At 65.7% G+C, this 16,298-nt stretch carries 13 protein-coding genes; 9 read left to right on the top strand and 4 right to left on the bottom strand.

The genetic code is table 11. From position 1 onward, the window contains the following. Window positions 1–5 precede the first annotated feature (5 nt). Window positions 6–1,742 (top strand): methyl-accepting chemotaxis protein, encoded by a 1,737-nt coding sequence (locus QPK29_RS09935; protein WP_371768773.1) that lies wholly within the window; start codon window positions 6–8, stop codon window positions 1,740–1,742. A 64-nt stretch (window positions 1,743–1,806) separates the two neighbouring features. Here the strand turns inward: QPK29_RS09935 and QPK29_RS09930 are convergent, their stop codons facing one another. The 3 genes from QPK29_RS09930 to QPK29_RS09920 form a co-directional block, all read right to left on the bottom strand. Further along, a complete protein-coding gene (locus QPK29_RS09930) occupies window positions 1,807–2,340 on the bottom strand; it encodes a DinB family protein (protein ID WP_371768772.1) in 534 nt (177 codons plus the stop codon). Window positions 2,341–2,408: 68 nt separating this feature from the next. Next, complete coding sequence (locus tag QPK29_RS09925) at window positions 2,409–5,207, bottom strand: valine--tRNA ligase (protein WP_371768771.1); 2,799 nt, start codon at window positions 5,205–5,207, stop codon at window positions 2,409–2,411. 121 nt (window positions 5,208–5,328) lie between these two features. Then, window positions 5,329–6,903, bottom strand: a complete 1,575-nt coding sequence (locus tag QPK29_RS09920; RefSeq protein ID WP_056122398.1) for a S8 family serine peptidase — start codon at window positions 6,901–6,903, stop codon at window positions 5,329–5,331. 315 nt (window positions 6,904–7,218) lie between these two features. On the opposite strand from QPK29_RS09920, the gene QPK29_RS09915 reads away from it, so the two are divergent. The 3 genes from QPK29_RS09915 (at window position 7,219) to QPK29_RS09905 (ending at window position 9,748) form a co-directional block, all read left to right on the top strand. Then, window positions 7,219–7,857, top strand: a complete 639-nt coding sequence (locus QPK29_RS09915; RefSeq protein ID WP_056122401.1) for an ANTAR domain-containing response regulator — start codon at window positions 7,219–7,221, stop codon at window positions 7,855–7,857. Window positions 7,858–7,918: 61 nt separating this feature from the next. After that, window positions 7,919–9,025 (top strand): S-(hydroxymethyl)glutathione dehydrogenase/class III alcohol dehydrogenase, encoded by a 1,107-nt coding sequence (locus tag QPK29_RS09910; RefSeq protein ID WP_056122403.1) that lies wholly within the window; start codon window positions 7,919–7,921, stop codon window positions 9,023–9,025. A 147-nt stretch (window positions 9,026–9,172) separates the two neighbouring features. Beyond that, the gene (locus QPK29_RS09905) at window positions 9,173–9,748 is read left to right on the top strand and encodes a hypothetical protein (RefSeq protein ID WP_371768770.1); all 576 of its coding nucleotides are present in this window, start codon (window positions 9,173–9,175) and stop codon (window positions 9,746–9,748) included. A 4-nt stretch (window positions 9,749–9,752) separates the two neighbouring features. Here the strand turns inward: QPK29_RS09905 and QPK29_RS09900 are convergent, their stop codons facing one another. Beyond that, window positions 9,753–11,360 (bottom strand): alpha-amylase family glycosyl hydrolase, encoded by a 1,608-nt coding sequence (locus QPK29_RS09900; protein ID WP_371768769.1) that lies wholly within the window; start codon window positions 11,358–11,360, stop codon window positions 9,753–9,755. 146 nt (window positions 11,361–11,506) lie between these two features. Between QPK29_RS09900 and QPK29_RS09895 the strand changes: the two genes are divergently transcribed. The 5 genes from QPK29_RS09895 to QPK29_RS09875 all read left to right on the top strand — a co-directional run bounded on the left by QPK29_RS09895 (window position 11,507) and on the right by QPK29_RS09875 (window position 16,280). Further along, window positions 11,507–12,085 (top strand): RNA polymerase sigma factor, encoded by a 579-nt coding sequence (locus tag QPK29_RS09895; RefSeq protein WP_160409693.1) that lies wholly within the window; start codon window positions 11,507–11,509, stop codon window positions 12,083–12,085. After that, window positions 12,082–12,567, top strand: a complete 486-nt coding sequence (locus QPK29_RS09890; RefSeq protein WP_160409692.1) for a hypothetical protein — start codon at window positions 12,082–12,084, stop codon at window positions 12,565–12,567. The genes QPK29_RS09895 and QPK29_RS09890 overlap by 4 nt, the downstream gene beginning before the upstream one ends. Window positions 12,568–12,588: 21 nt before the next feature. Next, window positions 12,589–13,350 carry a hypothetical protein gene (locus tag QPK29_RS09885; protein ID WP_160409691.1) on the top strand — a complete coding sequence of 254 codons (762 nt, stop codon included), beginning with the start codon at window positions 12,589–12,591 and terminating at the stop codon, window positions 13,348–13,350. Between the two features lie 25 nt (window positions 13,351–13,375). Beyond that, a complete protein-coding gene (locus tag QPK29_RS09880; RefSeq protein WP_160409690.1) occupies window positions 13,376–14,137 on the top strand; it encodes a hypothetical protein in 762 nt (253 codons plus the stop codon). 70 nt (window positions 14,138–14,207) lie between these two features. After that, window positions 14,208–16,280 (top strand): M13 family metallopeptidase, encoded by a 2,073-nt coding sequence (locus QPK29_RS09875; RefSeq protein ID WP_371768768.1) that lies wholly within the window; start codon window positions 14,208–14,210, stop codon window positions 16,278–16,280. The last annotated feature ends 18 nt before the right edge of the window (window positions 16,281–16,298 follow it).

Here is a 16,298-nt window from a genome sequence, read left to right as displayed (position 1 = left end):
ATAATATGAAGATTAAGACGCTCGTCGTGACGGCATTGAGCTTGCTCGTCGCGCTGATGCTGGTGATTGGCGTCATGGGCTTGTACGGCGCGGACCGGTCGGTCGGCCTGATCCGCCACGTGATCCTGGCGGACCAGAAAAGCGCTTACGACCAAAAGTCGATCCGCCTCGACATGGAGCTGGCGCGCAGCCAGATCCTCCAGGCCTTGCAGCATAACCCGACGCTGTCCTGGTCGCAGCTGCATGACCACCCGCTGACCGTGCATTTCACCCAGATCGATGCCCTGGCGAACGCCACGACCGACAAGTGGACGAAGTACAGTGGGTCAATCCGCAATGGCGAGGAAAAGCGCCTGGCCGAGGAATGGTTCGCCAAGAGCGATAATCTGGGCGTGGCGCATATCAAGGCGGCGTCCGACGCGATCCGGGCGGGTGACTGGGACGGTGCGGAAACAATCCTGATCAAGAAGATCAATCCGTCGTACCGGATCGGTGACGAAGCCATGGCGGCGCTCACGCACGCGTCCGAGGCGCGCGCGGCCACCAACGAGGCGGACGTCGCCGACAGCCTGCGCCACACCGCGTATCTGGCGGGCGGCGTGCTGTTGCTGGCCGCGCTGGTCGGCGTCGCCGTGGGCGCGGCGATGATCCGTGGGATCTCGGCGCCGCTTGGCGAAGCAACCGCCATCGCGTCCCGCGTTGCCGCGGGCGACCTGACCGGACGGATCGAGGCGCGTGGCAACAACGAAATCGGCACCCTGCTGGCGGCCCTGTCCCAAATGAAAGCCAACCTGGCCGGTATCGTGGCGGAAGTGCGCACCAGTACCCACACCATTTCCAGCGCCTCCACCCAGATCGCGGCCGGCAACATGGACCTGTCGGAACGTACTTGCGGCCAGGCCAGTTCGCTGGAACAGACCGCCGCGTCGATGGAAGAGCTGACCGGCACGGTACGCCAGAACGCCGACAACGCGCGCCAGGCCAATCAGTTGGCGGTATCGGCGTCGGAGGTGGCGGTGCGCGGCGGCGGCCTCGTGGCGCAAGTGGTGGACACGATGGGTTCGATCAACGAGTCCTCGCGCAAGATCGTGGACATCATCGGCGTCATCGACGGGATCGCGTTCCAGACCAATATCCTCGCGCTGAACGCGGCGGTGGAGGCGGCCCGGGCCGGCGAGCAGGGCCGTGGCTTCGCGGTCGTCGCGTCCGAGGTGCGCAACCTGGCCCAGCGCTCGGCCGGCGCCGCGAAGGAAATCAAACAACTGATCGGCGATTCCGTGAGCAAGGTCGACAGCGGCGCGCGCCTGGTCGACGAGGCCGGTGTCACGATGAAAGAGATCGTCAGCGGCATCCAGCGCGTGACGGACATCATGGGCGAAATCACCCAGGCGAGCCAGGAACAGACTTCCGGGCTCGACCAGATCAACGAGGCGATCGGACAGATGGATTCGATCACGCAGCAGAACGTGGCCCTGGTCGAGGAAGCCACTGCCGCCGCCACGTCGCTGCTGGACCAGGTCGGTGCGCTGAGCGGCGTCGTGGACGTGTTCGTGCTGGACGAGGTGCCGGGCCAGCGTCAACGTCATCGTGCGTCCGTCACGAGCCCGGGAACGAAGCCGGACGCCCCGGTGCGCGCACTGTCCGCGCCCGCGCGGCGAGCGACCGGCGCGGCGAGCGCGGGTGCGCCATCCGCCGCGAAGCGGACAACCGCGGTGGAGGACGAGGCGTGGGAAACGTTTTGATGGCGTAGGCCAGCGCGGGTCATGCGGCGAGCATCGATAGGCCGCCGCGTAAGGGCCATCCGCGTCAAGCCACGTCCGGCAACAGCAGGAGGATGTCCGTCGGACCGACGTCGACGCCCATCTGCGAGAACAGCGTCGTGGCCTGGCCCCGGTGATGCGTCTGGTGGTTGAACACGTGCAGCAGCAAGTCGCCCAGGCGCTTGGTGCTGGCGATCCCTTTCATGGAGGTCCACGTGAGCGCGCCGTCCAGGCGCGCGTCCCGCACCTCCGCGCAGAAGGCGCTGATGGCCGCGTCCAGCTGCACGCGCAGCGCGTCCAGCTCGGGCAGCGTCGCGCACAGCCGGTGGTCCAGCGAGGTGGGACGGGGCAGCTCGTCCAGGCACTGCAGCGATGCCAGGCCCGGCACGCCGGCCGCGATGCGCTTGAACCAGATGAGGTCCGCGATCACGAGGTGGTTCAGCGTGCCGAAGACCGACCCGAAGAACGCGCCCCGGTCTTCATGCAGGCGCTCCGCCGGCAGCGCGGCGGCCGCGCCGTACAGCTTCCGGTTCATCCATTCGTTGTAGGCGGCCAGTTGTGCGAAGTGGGCAGTCGTCATGGGCGTGATCCGATAAAAAAACGCGCCGGTGTCGAGCCGGCGCGTCGTTCATTGGGGCGTCTACGGCATCAGGCCGGCGGCAGCTTGGCGAACTGCTCGTTCAGCTTGGCCAGCGTGGCGCTGAAGTTGTCCAGGCGCTCGCGTTCCTGCGCGACGACGGCCGCCGGTGCGCGGGCGACGAAGCTTTCGCTGGACAGCTTGCCATTCGCCTTGGCGATCTCGCCTTCGATGCGCACGATCTCCTTTTTCAGGCGCTCGCGTTCGGCGGCGACGTCGATCTCCACCTTCAGCATCAGCTTGGTCGTGCCGACGATGGCGACGGCGGCCGGCGAATCCGGCAGCGCATCGACGATCTGCACTTCCGACAGCTTGGCCAGCAGCGCGACGTAAGGCGCGAAGCCTTGTGCGGCCGCGCGGTCGGCATCGTTCGCCGGCTCGACGATCAGCGGCACGCGCACGGACGGCGACAGCTTCATTTCGCCGCGCAGGTTGCGGGTCGCGTCGGTGACCTTCTTGAACTGGTCCATCCAGCTTTCCGCATCCGCGTCGATCAACGACTCGTCGGCGATCGGGTACGGCTGCAGCATGATCGTGTCGCCGGTTTTGCCGGCCAGCGGCGCGACGGCCTGCCACAGCGCTTCGGTGACGAACGGGATGATCGGATGCGCGAGGCGCAGCACGACTTCCAGCACGCGCAGCAGGGTGTGGCGGGTGGCGCGCTGCTGCGCTTCCGTGCCCTGCTGGACCTGCACCTTGGCCAGCTCCAGGTACCAGTCGCAGTACTCGTCCCAGACGAAGCTGTAAATCGAATTGGCGATGTTGTCGAAGCGGTAATCCTCGAAGCCCTTCGCCACGTCCAGCTCGACGCGGTTCAGGCGCGAGATGATCCAGCGGTCGGCCTGCGAGTAGTCGGCGGCGTCCGGCTTGCCGCAGTCTTTACCCTCGGTGTTCATCAGCACGAAGCGGGTGGCGTTCCACAGCTTGTTGCAGAAGTTGCGGTAGCCTTCGCAGCGGCCCAGGTCGAAGTTGATGTTGCGGCCGAGGGACGCGTAGCTCGCCATCGTGAAGCGCACGGCGTCCGTGCCGAATGCAGGGATCCCGTCCGGGAATTCCTTGCGCGTCGCCTTGGCGATCTTCTCGGCGGCTTTCGGATTCATCAGGCCCGTCGTGCGCTTGGCGACGAGCGATTCCACGTCGATGCCGTCGATCAGGTCGATCGGGTCGAGCGTGTTGCCCTTCGATTTCGACATCTTCTGGCCCGACGAATCGCGCACGAGGCCGTGCACGTACACGGTCTTGAACGGGACCTTGCCGGTGAAGTGCGCCGTCATCATGACCATGCGCGCGACCCAGAAGAAGATGATGTCGAAGCCGGTGACGAGCACGGAGGAGGGCAGGAACATCTCCATGTCCTTCGTCTGCTCCGGCCAGCCGACCGTCGAGAACGGGACGAGCGCGGACGAGAACCACGTGTCCAGCACGTCGTCGTCGCGTTTCAGTTCACCCTGGACGCCGGCCGCCGCCGCCTTCTGCTGCGCTTCTTCCTCGTTGCGGGCGACGACGACTTCGCCGTTCGGACCGTACCAGGCCGGGATGCGGTGGCCCCACCACAGCTGGCGCGAGATGCACCAGTCCTGGATGTTGTTCAGCCACTGGTTGTACGTGGTCGTCCAGTTCTCCGGGACGAACCTGATCTCGCCGCTCGCGACCTTTTCCAGCGCCACGTCGGTGATCGACTTGCCCGGATTGTGCGTGCCTTCCGGCGCCGGCTTGCTCATCGCGACGAACCACTGGTCCGTCAGCATCGGCTCGATGACGACGCCCGTGCGGTCGCCGCGCGGCACCTGCAGCTTGTGCGGCTTGACCTGTTCCAGCAGGCCTTGCGCTTCGAGGTCGGCGACGATCTTCTTGCGCGCTTCGAAGCGGTCCAGGCCGCGGTAGGCTTCCGGCGCGTCGTCCGTGATCGTAGCAATGAGCGTCATGATCGACGGCATCGGCAGGTTATGGCGCTGGCCGACCGCGTAGTCGTTGAAGTCGTGCGCCGGCGTGATCTTCACGCAGCCGGTGCCGAACGCTTTATCCACGTAGCTGTCGGCGATGACGGGGATCTCGCGGCCGACGAGCGGCAGCTTGAGCATTTTGCCGTGCAGGTGCGTGTAGCGTTCGTCGGTCGGGTCGACGGCGACGGCGACGTCGCCCAGCATCGTCTCCGGACGCGTCGTCGCGACCGTCAGGTGGCCGCTGCCGTCCGCCAGCGGGTACTGGATGTACCACATCGAGCCGTCTTCTTCTTCCGATACCACTTCGAGGTCGGAGACCGCAGTGCCCAGCACCGGGTCCCAGTTGACGAGGCGCTTGCCGCGGTAGATCAGGCCCTGTTCGAACAGGCGCACGAACACTTCGGTGACGGTCTTCGAGCGCGGCTCGTCCATCGTGAAGTATTCGCGGTTCCAGTCGGCCGAGGCGCCCAGGCGGCGCATCTGGCCCGTGATCGTGCTGCCCGACTTTTCCTTCCACTCCCAGACCTTCTCGACGAAGGCTTCGCGGCCCAGGTCATGGCGCGAGATCTTTTGCGCGTCAAGCTGGCGCTCCACGACGATCTGGGTGGCGATGCCGGCGTGGTCGGTGCCCGGGATCCATGCCGTGTTGAAGCCACGCATGCGGTAGTAGCGGGTCAGGCCATCCATGACGGTCTGGTTGAAGGCGTGGCCCATGTGCAGGGTGCCCGTCACGTTCGGCGGCGGCAGCTGGATGCTGAACGACGGCTTGCCGTCGTCCATCGACGCGGCGAAGTAACCGCGCTGTTCCCATTCCGTGCGCCAGAATTGTTCGATGTCGACTGGCTCGAAAGACTTGGCTAATTCCATGATGTGGCTGTATAGGCTGTATGGGCTGAAAATGCGAAAACGACCATTATAGATGCTTTACGCGGCTGTAAATGAAAAGGGGCGCTCGTGGCGCCCCTTCCTCGTGCCGCAAAACGACGGATTATTTACCGCAGCCCAGCGACTTGATGCGATCGTACGCCGCCTTGGCCTGCACCAGACCGTAGCCGTACTTGGTGTCGCGGCCGGCCGTGCCCAGGTCGAGCGCGCTGTTGTCCAGCGACGTGCGGATCTGGGCGCCCGTGCAGGTCGGGAAGTAGCTCCACACCAGTGCGGCGACGGCCGACACGTGCGGCGTGGCCATCGAGGTGCCGTCGAAGTAGGCGTAGTTCGATGCCTTCACGGCCACCGTCGCGCTCTGGCCCAGCTGCGCCTTCATCGCGGCGCCGTCCGTGTCGGAGGCGGTCAGTGACGGGATCGTCGTGACGGTCGTGCCCAGCGTACCGCCGAATGCGCCCGCCACGTTGTTGTAGACGATCGCGCCGACGCCGCCGCTGTTCTGGCAGTTGGCGACCTTGGTCGCGAAGTCGACGGTGCCGCGCTGGATCAGGCAGACCTTGCCGGAAACGGACGAGTTGACGGTGTCGCCGATGCCGAAGTCGGCCAGCGGCGCCGTCGCGGTCTTGACGGGCGAGCCTTCCATCGCCGACGAGGCGTAGTTCGTCGAGCCGACCGTCAGGGCGGTGTCGACGCCGGTGCCCATCGGGACGGTCGACAGCACGGCCACGCCCGGACCGGCGATCTCGACGTCCTTGTTGTATTGTGAGAACGAGGCGACGACCTTGTTTTCGTCCACGGCCGCCACCGACATCACGCTGGCGTAGCCGGCCGGGTACGACGTCGTCGAATTGCCGTCGTTGCCCGCCGCCGCGATCGAGAGGACGCCCTTGGTCTGCAGGCTGTCGAACGCGCGCTGTTCGGTCATGCTCTTGGCGCCGCCGCCCAGCGACATCGTGATGACGTTCGCGCCCGCCGCGCCGCACTTGTTGGCGGCGTTGGCCAGGGTCGACGAGTAGGTCCACGCGCCGTCCTTGCCGAACACTTTCACGATGTGCAGCTTGAGCTGCTTGTTCGGGTTCACGCCGACGACACCCAGGCCGTTGTTCACGCCCGCGATGGTGCCGAACACGTGGGTGCCGTGGTGGGTTTCGTCGGTGTACCACCAGCCGGTGCCGGCATCGTATTCGCCGGTGACGTTGGCGCCGTTGTCCTTCAGGTCTTCATGGCTGAAATCGACGCCCGAGTCGATGATGCAGATCTTGCGGTTGCTCGTGTTCGCATCGGACAACTGGTCGGCCTGCACCTGCTTGATGCCGTACGGGACCAGCTGGCCGGCCGTGTACGGTACGCCGGTCGACGGCGTCGTCAGCGCGAACGGTTTGCGGATCACGTCTTCCTCGACGTACTCGACGTTCGGATTGTGCTGCAGGCCCTGCAGCGCGGCCGTCGGCACTTCGATGGCCATCGCGTTCATGTTGAAGATTTCCTGCTTGACCGCGCCCCGGGCGGCCGCGACGGCAGACTTGATGTTGGCAGCCGAGCCGGGTTTGAAGGCGACGATCACGCGGGTCGTGTCGGGCGCGGCCGACACACTGCCCGAGAACGCGACGGCCAGGGCCGCCACGCACAGCCCGAGGGCCGGGACTATCTTCGATGCGCGAGTGTATTTCTGATTCATCGGTGTTTTCTCCGTCTAAGAAAATATCGTTATCGCAGCTGGCCTTATGGGCCGCCGCTTATTGGTCGTACTCCTCTAACTACCGATACATCTTCGCTACCCGCTTTGGGCAGCGGAAATCAGTTTATTTTGAGAAGTTATACATATGCAATCGCATTTCAATCGTGCGCAACAGTTGTTGCGTAAGCGCAGAGGTTGTGAATTTCTTTGACGAGACGGCTTGTCAGCGTGTTATATTTTTGGCGCGCCGCAGGCGCCCATGCGACTGCGCGCCGCAACGGTCGCGTGCAACCTTTCGCTGCGAGAACCATCACAATGAGCGCGTACCTGCCTCCCCGCCGGCTGATCCTGCTGGTCGACGACGATCCCCTCCTGCTCGATTACCTGAAAACCGTACTGGACCATTCCGGTTACGAGACGATGACGGCCGAATCCGCCGCCGAAGCGCTGCAGCGCGTGGCCGAGCGCGAAGCCGACATCGCGCTGGCCCTGCTCGACATCAGCATGCCCGGCATGTCCGGCCTCGACCTGGCGCGCCGCCTCAAGGAGCACACGTCGGTCGCATTCATGTTCCTGTCGTCGGTCGACGATGCCGAGACGGCGCGCCAGGCCGCCAGCCACGGCGCCGTCGGCTTCGTCGTCAAGCCGGTCGACGCCGCGCGGCTGTTGCCCGCGTTCGAATCCGCGCTCGCCCGCGCCGACGAGATCCGCCGCTTGCGCCGCACCGAAGCGAACCTGAACGCGGCGCTGGCGGCGGGCCGCGAGACGAGCCTGGCCGTGGGGCTGCTGATGGCGCGCTACCAGACGGACCGCAACACGGCCTTCGAGGTGCTGCGCGACCATGCGCGCTCGAGCCGGCGCAAGGTCAACGAAGTGGCCGAGCAGCTCGTGGCGGCGGAAGAACTGCTCAACAGCCTGCACGGGGCGTTCGCGGGACGGTTGAAGGCAAAGTAGGTTTTGCGCCGGCTTGGTATCATGCCGAACTTTCTTTCATCATCTTCCAGGGACCGACAACATGAAAACCAGGGCCGCGATTGCATGGCAGGCAGGGAAACCGCTGACGATCGAAGAGGTCGAGCTCGAGGGCCCGAAGGCGGGCGAGGTGCTCGTCGAAGTCAAGGCGACGGGCATCTGCCATACCGACTACTACACGCTGTCCGGCGCCGACCCGGAAGGCATCTTCCCGGCCATCCTGGGCCATGAGGGCGCCGGCGTCGTCGTCGACGTCGGCCCGGGCGTGACGAGCCTCCGTAAAGACGACCACGTCATCCCGCTGTACACGCCGGAATGCCGCCAGTGCAAATTCTGCCTGTCGCAAAAGACGAACCTGTGCCAGGCCATCCGTTCGACGCAGGGCCGCGGCCTGATGCCGGATGCGACGTCGCGCTTCTCGCTGGACGGCAAGCCGATCTACCACTACATGGGCACGTCCACCTTCTCGAACTACATCGTGGTGCCGGAAATCGCGCTGGCGAAAGTCCGTTCGGACGCGCCGTTCGACAAGATCTGCTACATCGGCTGCGGCGTCACGACGGGCATCGGCGCCGTGATCTTCACGGCGAAGGTCGAGGCGGGCGCGAACGTCGTCGTGTTCGGCCTGGGCGGCATCGGCCTGAACGTGATCCAGGCGGCCAGGATGGTCGGCGCCGATAAAATCATCGGCGTGGACCTCAACCCCGGCCGCGAAGAGATGGCGCGCAAGTTCGGCATGACGCACTTCGTCAATCCGAAGGAAGTCGAGAACGTCGTCGACACCATCGTCCAGCTGACGGACGGCGGCGCGGATTACTCGTTCGAATGCATCGGCAACGTCACGACGATGCGCCAGGCGCTGGAGTGCTGCCACAAGGGCTGGGGCCAGTCGATTATCATCGGCGTGGCGGAAGCGGGCAAGGAAATCGCGACGCGTCCGTTCCAGCTCGTCACGGGCCGCGTGTGGAAGGGTTCCGCGTTCGGCGGCGCGCGCGGCCGTACGGACGTGCCGAAGATCGTCGACTGGTACATGGAAAACAAGATCAATATCGATGATCTCATCACCCACCATCTGACGCTCGACCAGATCAACGACGGCTTCGACCTGATGAAGAAGGGCGAGTCGATCCGTTCGGTCGTGGTGTTTTGACCGGCCCGGCGGCGCCGGCCGCGCCGCCTTCTCGTATTTCCTCCGTCTGTTCCGCGTTTCCTGCGGCCTGTCGCACGCGCGTCGCGGTACAGCGCGCGCACCGCTATCGTGCTGTCATCGCAACGCGCGTCCACACGGAGGAAAACCATGTCTCGTATCAAGCATGTCGTCGTTGTCGCCGGGCTGGCCCTGGCGACCGTCATCCCCACCCACGCCGCCGACCGCGGCGAGCCCTATGCACTCGTGCGCGACGGCGAGCGCGGCACCAGCATGACGGGCGACAGCGCCGACTGGTCGACCATCAAGACCCTGCGCAAGCGGATCAGCGGCGACTTTTTATGGTTCCGCGACGGCGGCAAGCCTTACATCGTGCAGGATGCCGGCGTGCTGGCGCGGGCACGCAAGGCGTGGGAACCCGTCGACAAGCTCGGCAAGGAGATGGACGTCCGCGGCCGCGAAATGGACAAGCACGGCAAGGTGATGGACGCCCTCGGCAAGGACATGGAACGCGCTGCCGCAGGTACGAAGCCGGACGAGGCGAAGATGCACGCGCTCGAGCGCCGCATGAACGATGCCGGCAAGCCGATGGATGCGCTGGGCAAGCAGATGGACGCCCTCGGCAAGCGCATGGATGCGGAAAGCCGCACGGCCGACAAGACCGTGCGCGCCCTGATCCGCGAAGCTGTGGACAAGGGCCTGGCGCAGCCGGCGCCGCAGGTTTGAAACGTCAGCGCAGCGGCGCGATGAGGCAGCCGTGGGCATCCAGGCTGCCGGCGTCCTGGTCCCAGCCGCGGGCGTACAGCGGCACGCCCATGCCATCCGGCAGGGCGGCCGTCGTCGACGCCAGGTTCGCATAGACTCCAATGCGCTCGCCGTCCAGGCTGCGCACCATGCCGATGACGCCGTCCGGCAAGCCGTCGATGAAGACGGTTGCGCCGCGGCGCAGGGCAGGGTGGCGCCGGCGCAGATTGACCAGGGCGCTGAAGTGGGCGAATGCGGCGTGGTCGAACTTCGACCAGTCGAGGCGCCAGTCGTCGAACAACACCGTCCAGTCGCGCCAGCCGGACTCGCCGAATTCCTGGCCCATCAGGATGTGCGGCACGCCGTCCATCGTCAGCAGCACGCTTGCCGCGGCCAGGTGCGCGTCGTGGCCGAACACCGCGTCGGCGCGCGGCTGTTCCTTCTCTTCCAGCCAGCGCAGGCGCAGCGCGCCGCGCGGGAAGCTGTAGATCGATTCGTTCCAGTATTGCGCGAACTCGCGCGCGGCCGCTTCCCCGTGCGCCACGCGGCGCAGCATCTCGCGCGTGCCGCCTTCGTAGGTGAGGTCGCAGGCCGCGACATGGTGGAATTCGTCGTAGGCCTGCGAGATCAGCGCGATGTCGGGCCGCACCGCGGCCAGCGCCGCGCGGATCTCGTCCAGGAAATCCGTCGGCGTGATGTCGGAATCGTCGAAGCGCATGCCGTCCAGGCCGAAGCGTTCGACCCAGTGGCACATCGTATCGACCAGGTAGCGGCGCAGATCGGGATTGCTGAAATCGAAGCCGGCGAAATACGCGCGGCGCGGCACGGCGTACATCACGTTGCCTGCGCGGTCGCGCTGGAACCAGTCGGGGTTCGTCACCGTCAGCGGATGGTCGACGCTGCTGCGGTTCAGCGTCCAGTCGAACACGATGCGCATGCCGCGCGCGTGGATCGCGTCCACCAGCCGCCGCAGGCCGTCTTCGTCGCCGAGCGCCGGGTCGATGGCCTCGAAGTCGCGCACCGCATACGGGTCGCCCAGGCTGCCGCGCCGGCCGGCCACGCCGATCGGGTGGATCGGCATCATCCAGATCGTGTTCACGCCCAGGTCGGCAAGGTGGCCGAGGCGCGCACGCACGCCGTCGAAGTCGCCGCCGAACGCGCGTACCGACAGCTGGTAGACCACGGCGTCGGGCAGCCACGCGGGGCTCGTCAACGCTTGATGATTCCGGTACAGCACGCCCGGCGCTTCCGCACGCAGGCCGCGCCGGCGCAGGAACACGGTGCCGTCCAGGCAGACGGTGACACAGGAATTGCCCTGGCCATCTTCCGACATCCACGGGTTGGCGGGATCGGCGATCCAGTGCGTGTCGTCGAGGACGAATTTGTACAGGTGGCGGCCGGGCGGCAGCGGCAGGGTGCAGGTCCAGCGGGTCGGCGTCACGCGTTCGAGCATGCAGGCGTCGCCCACCCAGCTGTTGAAGGTGCCGGCCAGCGCGACGGTGCGCAAGTTTGCCGGGCCATCGAAGACGAAGCGCACGCCGCCGGCGGCGAGAGCAGGGAGCAGGGCGGGGTCGGCGTCACGGGCGATGTGCATGGGCTTCCTTGGTGTTGTTTTTGTTATTGAACTACAAAATTATCGCAAGGTAAACAGTAGCAATACTACATTTTCATCTTTTGTAAATATTCGGGAACTTTTCGGCGATCCTGTTCAAATAAAAGTAAAGAACGAACGAACCCGACGTGAACGAGACCGACGACTTACAACTGCTGCGCGCGATCCGACAGGGCGACGAGGCCGCATTCCAGACCCTGTACCGGCGCCACCGCAGCGGCTTGTACAGCTTCGCACTGCTGCACAGCGGCGCGCCGGACGTGGCGGCGGACGTCGTCCAGGACGTGTTCATGGGCTTGCTGAACGACAGTTATGGCTTCGATCCGTTGAAAGGCATGCTCGCCAATTTCCTGTACGGCGTGGCCCGCAATCTCGTCCTGAGCCATGCGCGCCAGAACAGCCGCTGGGTGCAGGCGGCGGGCGACGACGACGAGGATGGCTGGGAAGCGGCCGATCCGGCGGCGGGGCCGCTGGCCCGGCTGCTCGATGACGAAGCGGTCGAGCATCTGCGCCGCGGGCTGGCTGTGCTGGCGCCGCATTACCGCGACGTGGTGATCTTGTTCGAGCTGCACGAAAAGTCGTATCAGGAAATTGCCCAGATCTGCCAGCTGGAGATCGGCACCGTACGGTCGCGCCTGGCGCGTGGCCGCACCGCCCTGGCGCAGGCGCTCGCGCCGTACCGGAGCATCGCAAAGGACATCGCATGAACAGGTTTGAATTCGAAGACGACGCCCCCTCGCCGGAATGGCAGGCCGCGCGCCGCACGCTCGTGCAGGCGGCGCCGCCGGACCGCGTGGAAGAGGCCTTGCTGCGCGCTTTCAGGCAACGCCGCGCGCCGCGGCCGTGGTATCGCCGTTGGAGCGCCGATGCGGTCGCGTCCTGGGCCGGCATCGGCGCGGCGGCGTGTGCGCTGGCCATTGCCGGCATGAGTTTGCTGCCCACGGCAGCGCCATCGCCCCGCGTGGTGCGCGTGCTGGCGGCGGCCGACGTCGGGTTCGTGCCGCTCGTGCCGCCGGAGCGCATGGCGGCCGCGCCGAATCCGCAATTGAAGCAGGCGAACCTGCCGCGCGCGGCTCTTGTGCAGATGGGGATTCCGATCGTGGCGGACGCACCGCACGAACTGGTCCACGCCGAACTGCTGGTGGCGGGGACGGGCGAACCGCTGGCGATACGGCTGGCCGTGAACTGAAGTTTTTTCCAAGGAGGAGTGATGAAACGGACTTTCCTGTCCGCCGGCCTCGCTTTGCTTGCGCTGGCGCCGCTGGCCCATGCACAGCAGGGCGGGGCGGCGAATGAAGCGCTGGAAGTGATGCTGTTACGGACCAGCGCGTCGACCCGCTGCACCGACGATTGCACGGTGCGCAGCCTGCCGTATTCCGCCGAGCGCGTGACGGAAACGGTCAAGGTGCTGGCCGACGGCAACCGCATCGTCCAGCGCAACACGGAAAAGCTGTACCGCGACAGCGATGGACGCACCCGGGTGGAATCGGAATGGAATGGCAAGGCGCTCGTGCAGATCCAGGATCCGGTCGGGGGCATGAGCTATCGCCTGTATCCGGACACGAAGACGGGCTACCGGATGGCCATCGCGGCGCCCACCGGTCCGGCGCCATCCGCGCCTGGCACCGCGAAGGTGGCCGAGCAACTGGCGCCGGCGCTGAACGTCGACGCTGCGGGCACCGTAGCCCAGTCGCGTTCGCTCGGCACGAAGCAGATCGAGGGGTTGACGGCCAGCGGCACGCACACGACCGTGACCGTGCCGGCGGGAGCGGCCGGCAACGTCAAGCCGATGATCAGCACGACTGAAATGTGGATGGCGCGCGACCTGTGGATTCCCCTCGAGATGAGGATGTCCAACCCGTTCATGGGGGACAGCGTGATGCACCTGCGGAACCTCTCCCGACTCGAACCGCCGACGGCCCTGTTTGCCGTGCCTGCCGACTATACGGTGCGCGAAATCGTGCGCCGCTGATTGCTTACGAATGAAAGGGAAGACCATGAAAGTTTCCGCAATCCTGTTCAGCCTGCTGGTCGCGTGCCAGATCCTGCCCGCCGCCGCCCAGACCGGAGACATGACGCGGCCCGACATCACGGGCATCATGCAGGCGCATCATGCCGATCAATTCAGCCCCCAACGCCTTCGCGTCGAGTACAACGCTGCCGTCGCCAGGCTCAACCAGCTTACCGGCGCCCACAAGCCGCTGGCGTACACCTACGATTTCGTGACGGACACGAGCATCGCGCTCGCCGGCGGGAACGCGGTCAAGTCGCAAACGAAGGTGTCGTATGCTTACGATAAGGACGGCCGCGCGCGTACGGTGTCGTCGTCGTCCGGGCTGGAGCGCATCGTCATCGCCGATCCGACGCAACATGCGGTCTACCTCGTCTGCCCGGAGCGCAAGGAAGTCCTGCGCCTGAAGGGCGCCGCGCTGGACGAACCGATGCCCGTACAGCCGCCCGTCGCGCAGGGCGCGACGACCGACCTGGGCGAGAAGGTGATCGCCGGCGTCAAGGCGAACGGCAGCCGTTCGGAATTCACAGTGCCCGCCGGCGCCCAGGGCAACGAGAAGCCCCTCGTGCACAAGGTGGAAACGTGGTTTTCGACCGATCTGGCGACCGTCGTGTACCTCCAGTTGAACATGCCGGAGTTCGGCGACATCGTCTCGCATGTCGACAACCTCAAGTTCGGCGACGTGCCGGCGTCCACGTTCGCCTTGCCGGAGGGTTACGCGATCCGCGATATCGCATTGCATGAATGACCACAGCATGGCAGCATGACGGGCCGCGCACGACGCGGCCCGTTTTCTGCCATTCTTACCAGGAATATTCATGCGATTGTCTCTTCGTCTTGCCGTCTCCGCCGTCCTGGCGGGATGCGCCTCCATCGCCACCGCCCAGGCCCCGGCCGAGCGTCCCGCCACATCGTTCCCGTACACTCCGGGCCTGGACGTGAACTCGATGGACCGCAGCGCCGATCCCTGCGTCGATTTTTACCAGTACGCGTGCGGCGGCTGGATCAAGAACAATCCGATCCCCGCCGACCAGGCGCGCTGGTCCGTGTACGGCAAGCTGGCGTTGGACAACCGCCGCTACCTGTGGGGCATCCTCGAAGACCTGGCGCAGCGCCAGGACGGGCGCAACGCGAACCAGCAAAAGATCGGCGATTACTTCGGCGCCTGCATGGACGAAAAGGCCATCGAAGCGCGCGGCGCCGCGCCGCTGACGCCGTACTTCGACGAGATCGCAACCATCCATTCGAACCGCGACCTGCCGCGCGTGCTCGCGCGCCTGCAACTGGCGCTCGCGGATCCGGGCCTGTTCTTCGGCTTCTCGTCGAGCCAGGATTTCGCGGATTCCTCGCGCGTGATCGCGTTCGCCGTCGCGGGCGGCCTGGGCCTGCCGGACCGCGACGCTTACCTCAAGACCGACGCCAGGTCGAAGGAAATCCGCGCCAAATACGTCGCCCACATTGCGAACACGTTCAAGCTGCTGGGCGATACGCCCGCGGTCGCGCAGCGCAACGCGGCACGCGTGATGCAGATAGAGACGACGCTGGCGAAGGCATCGCTGTCGGCCGTCGACAAGCGCGACCCGCATAAACTGTTCCACAAGGTCGACGCGCAAGGCCTGCAGGCATTGACGCCGGGCTTCGACTGGCACGCCTACCTCGACGAGCTGGGCGAGGGCGGCCTGGGCACGTTCAACGTCACCGAACCCGCGTTCTTCAAGGCGCTCGGCAAGATGTGGACGACGAACGGCCTCGATGCCACGCGCACGTACCTGCGCTGGCACGTGGCGCGCAATATGTCGCCGGTGCTGGCGTCGAACTTCGACAACGAGCACTTCGATTTCTTCAGCAAGACGCTGCGCGGCGTGCAGCAGCAGCAACCGCGCTGGAAGCGCTGCGTGGCGCTCGTCGACCATCAACTCGGCGAAGCGCTGGGCCAGGAATTCGTCGGCCGCGCATTCTCGCCCGAGTTGAAGGACAAGGCGCTGCACATGACGCGCCAGATCGAAGACGCGATGAAGAAGGACATCGACGAACTCGACTGGATGAGCGCGGAGACGAAGCAGCAGGCCCAAACGAAGCTGGCCGCCATCGTCAACAAGATCGGCTACCCGGACAAGTGGCGCGACTACAGCGCCTACGTCGTGAAGGCGGGCGATTTCGCCGGCAACGTCGAACGCGGCAACCGGTTCGAGGCACGGCGCCAGCTGGCCAAGATCGGCCAGCCGCTCGACCGCACCGAGTGGGGCATGACGCCGCCGACGGTGAATGCGTACTTCGATCCGCAGATGAACGACATCAATTTTCCGGCGGGCGTGCTGCAGCCGCCGCTGTTCGATCCGAAGATGGACGACGCGCCGAACTACGGCAACACGGGCGGCACCATCGGCCATGAACTGACGCACGCCTTCGACGACGAAGGCCGCCAGTTCGACGCCGACGGCAACCTGAAGGATTGGTGGACGAAGAAGGATGCCAAGGCGTTCGAGGAGCGGGCCCAGTGCATCGTCGACCAGTACGCGCAGTACACGGTCGTCGACGATATCAAGATCAACAGCAAGCTCACGCTGGGCGAGGATGTCGCCGACCTGGGCGGGCTGATCCTTGGCTGGATGGCGTGGCAAACGGAGATGGCGGCGATGCCGCAGAAGGCGCAACCGCAGCCGTTGCGCGACGGCCTCACGCCGGAGCAGCGGTTCTTTGTCGGCTACGCGCAATGGGCGTGCGAAAACAATCGTCCGGAAAACCTGCGCGTGAGCGCGATGACGGACCCGCACTCGCCGGGGCGTTATCGCGTCAATGGACTGATGGTCAATATGCCGCAGTTCCAGCAGGCGTTCCAGTGCAAGGCGGGGCAGTCGATGGTGAAGGAAAAGCGGTGTCGCGTATGGTAACGGTATTTTGACCGTCAT

This window comes from Massilia orientalis, assembly GCF_030411975.2.
Classification (GTDB): Bacteria; Pseudomonadota; Gammaproteobacteria; order Burkholderiales; family Burkholderiaceae_D; genus Telluria; species Telluria orientalis.
The sequence above is the reverse complement of the archived record's forward strand: the minus strand, read 5'-3'. Positions and strand labels throughout refer to the sequence as shown.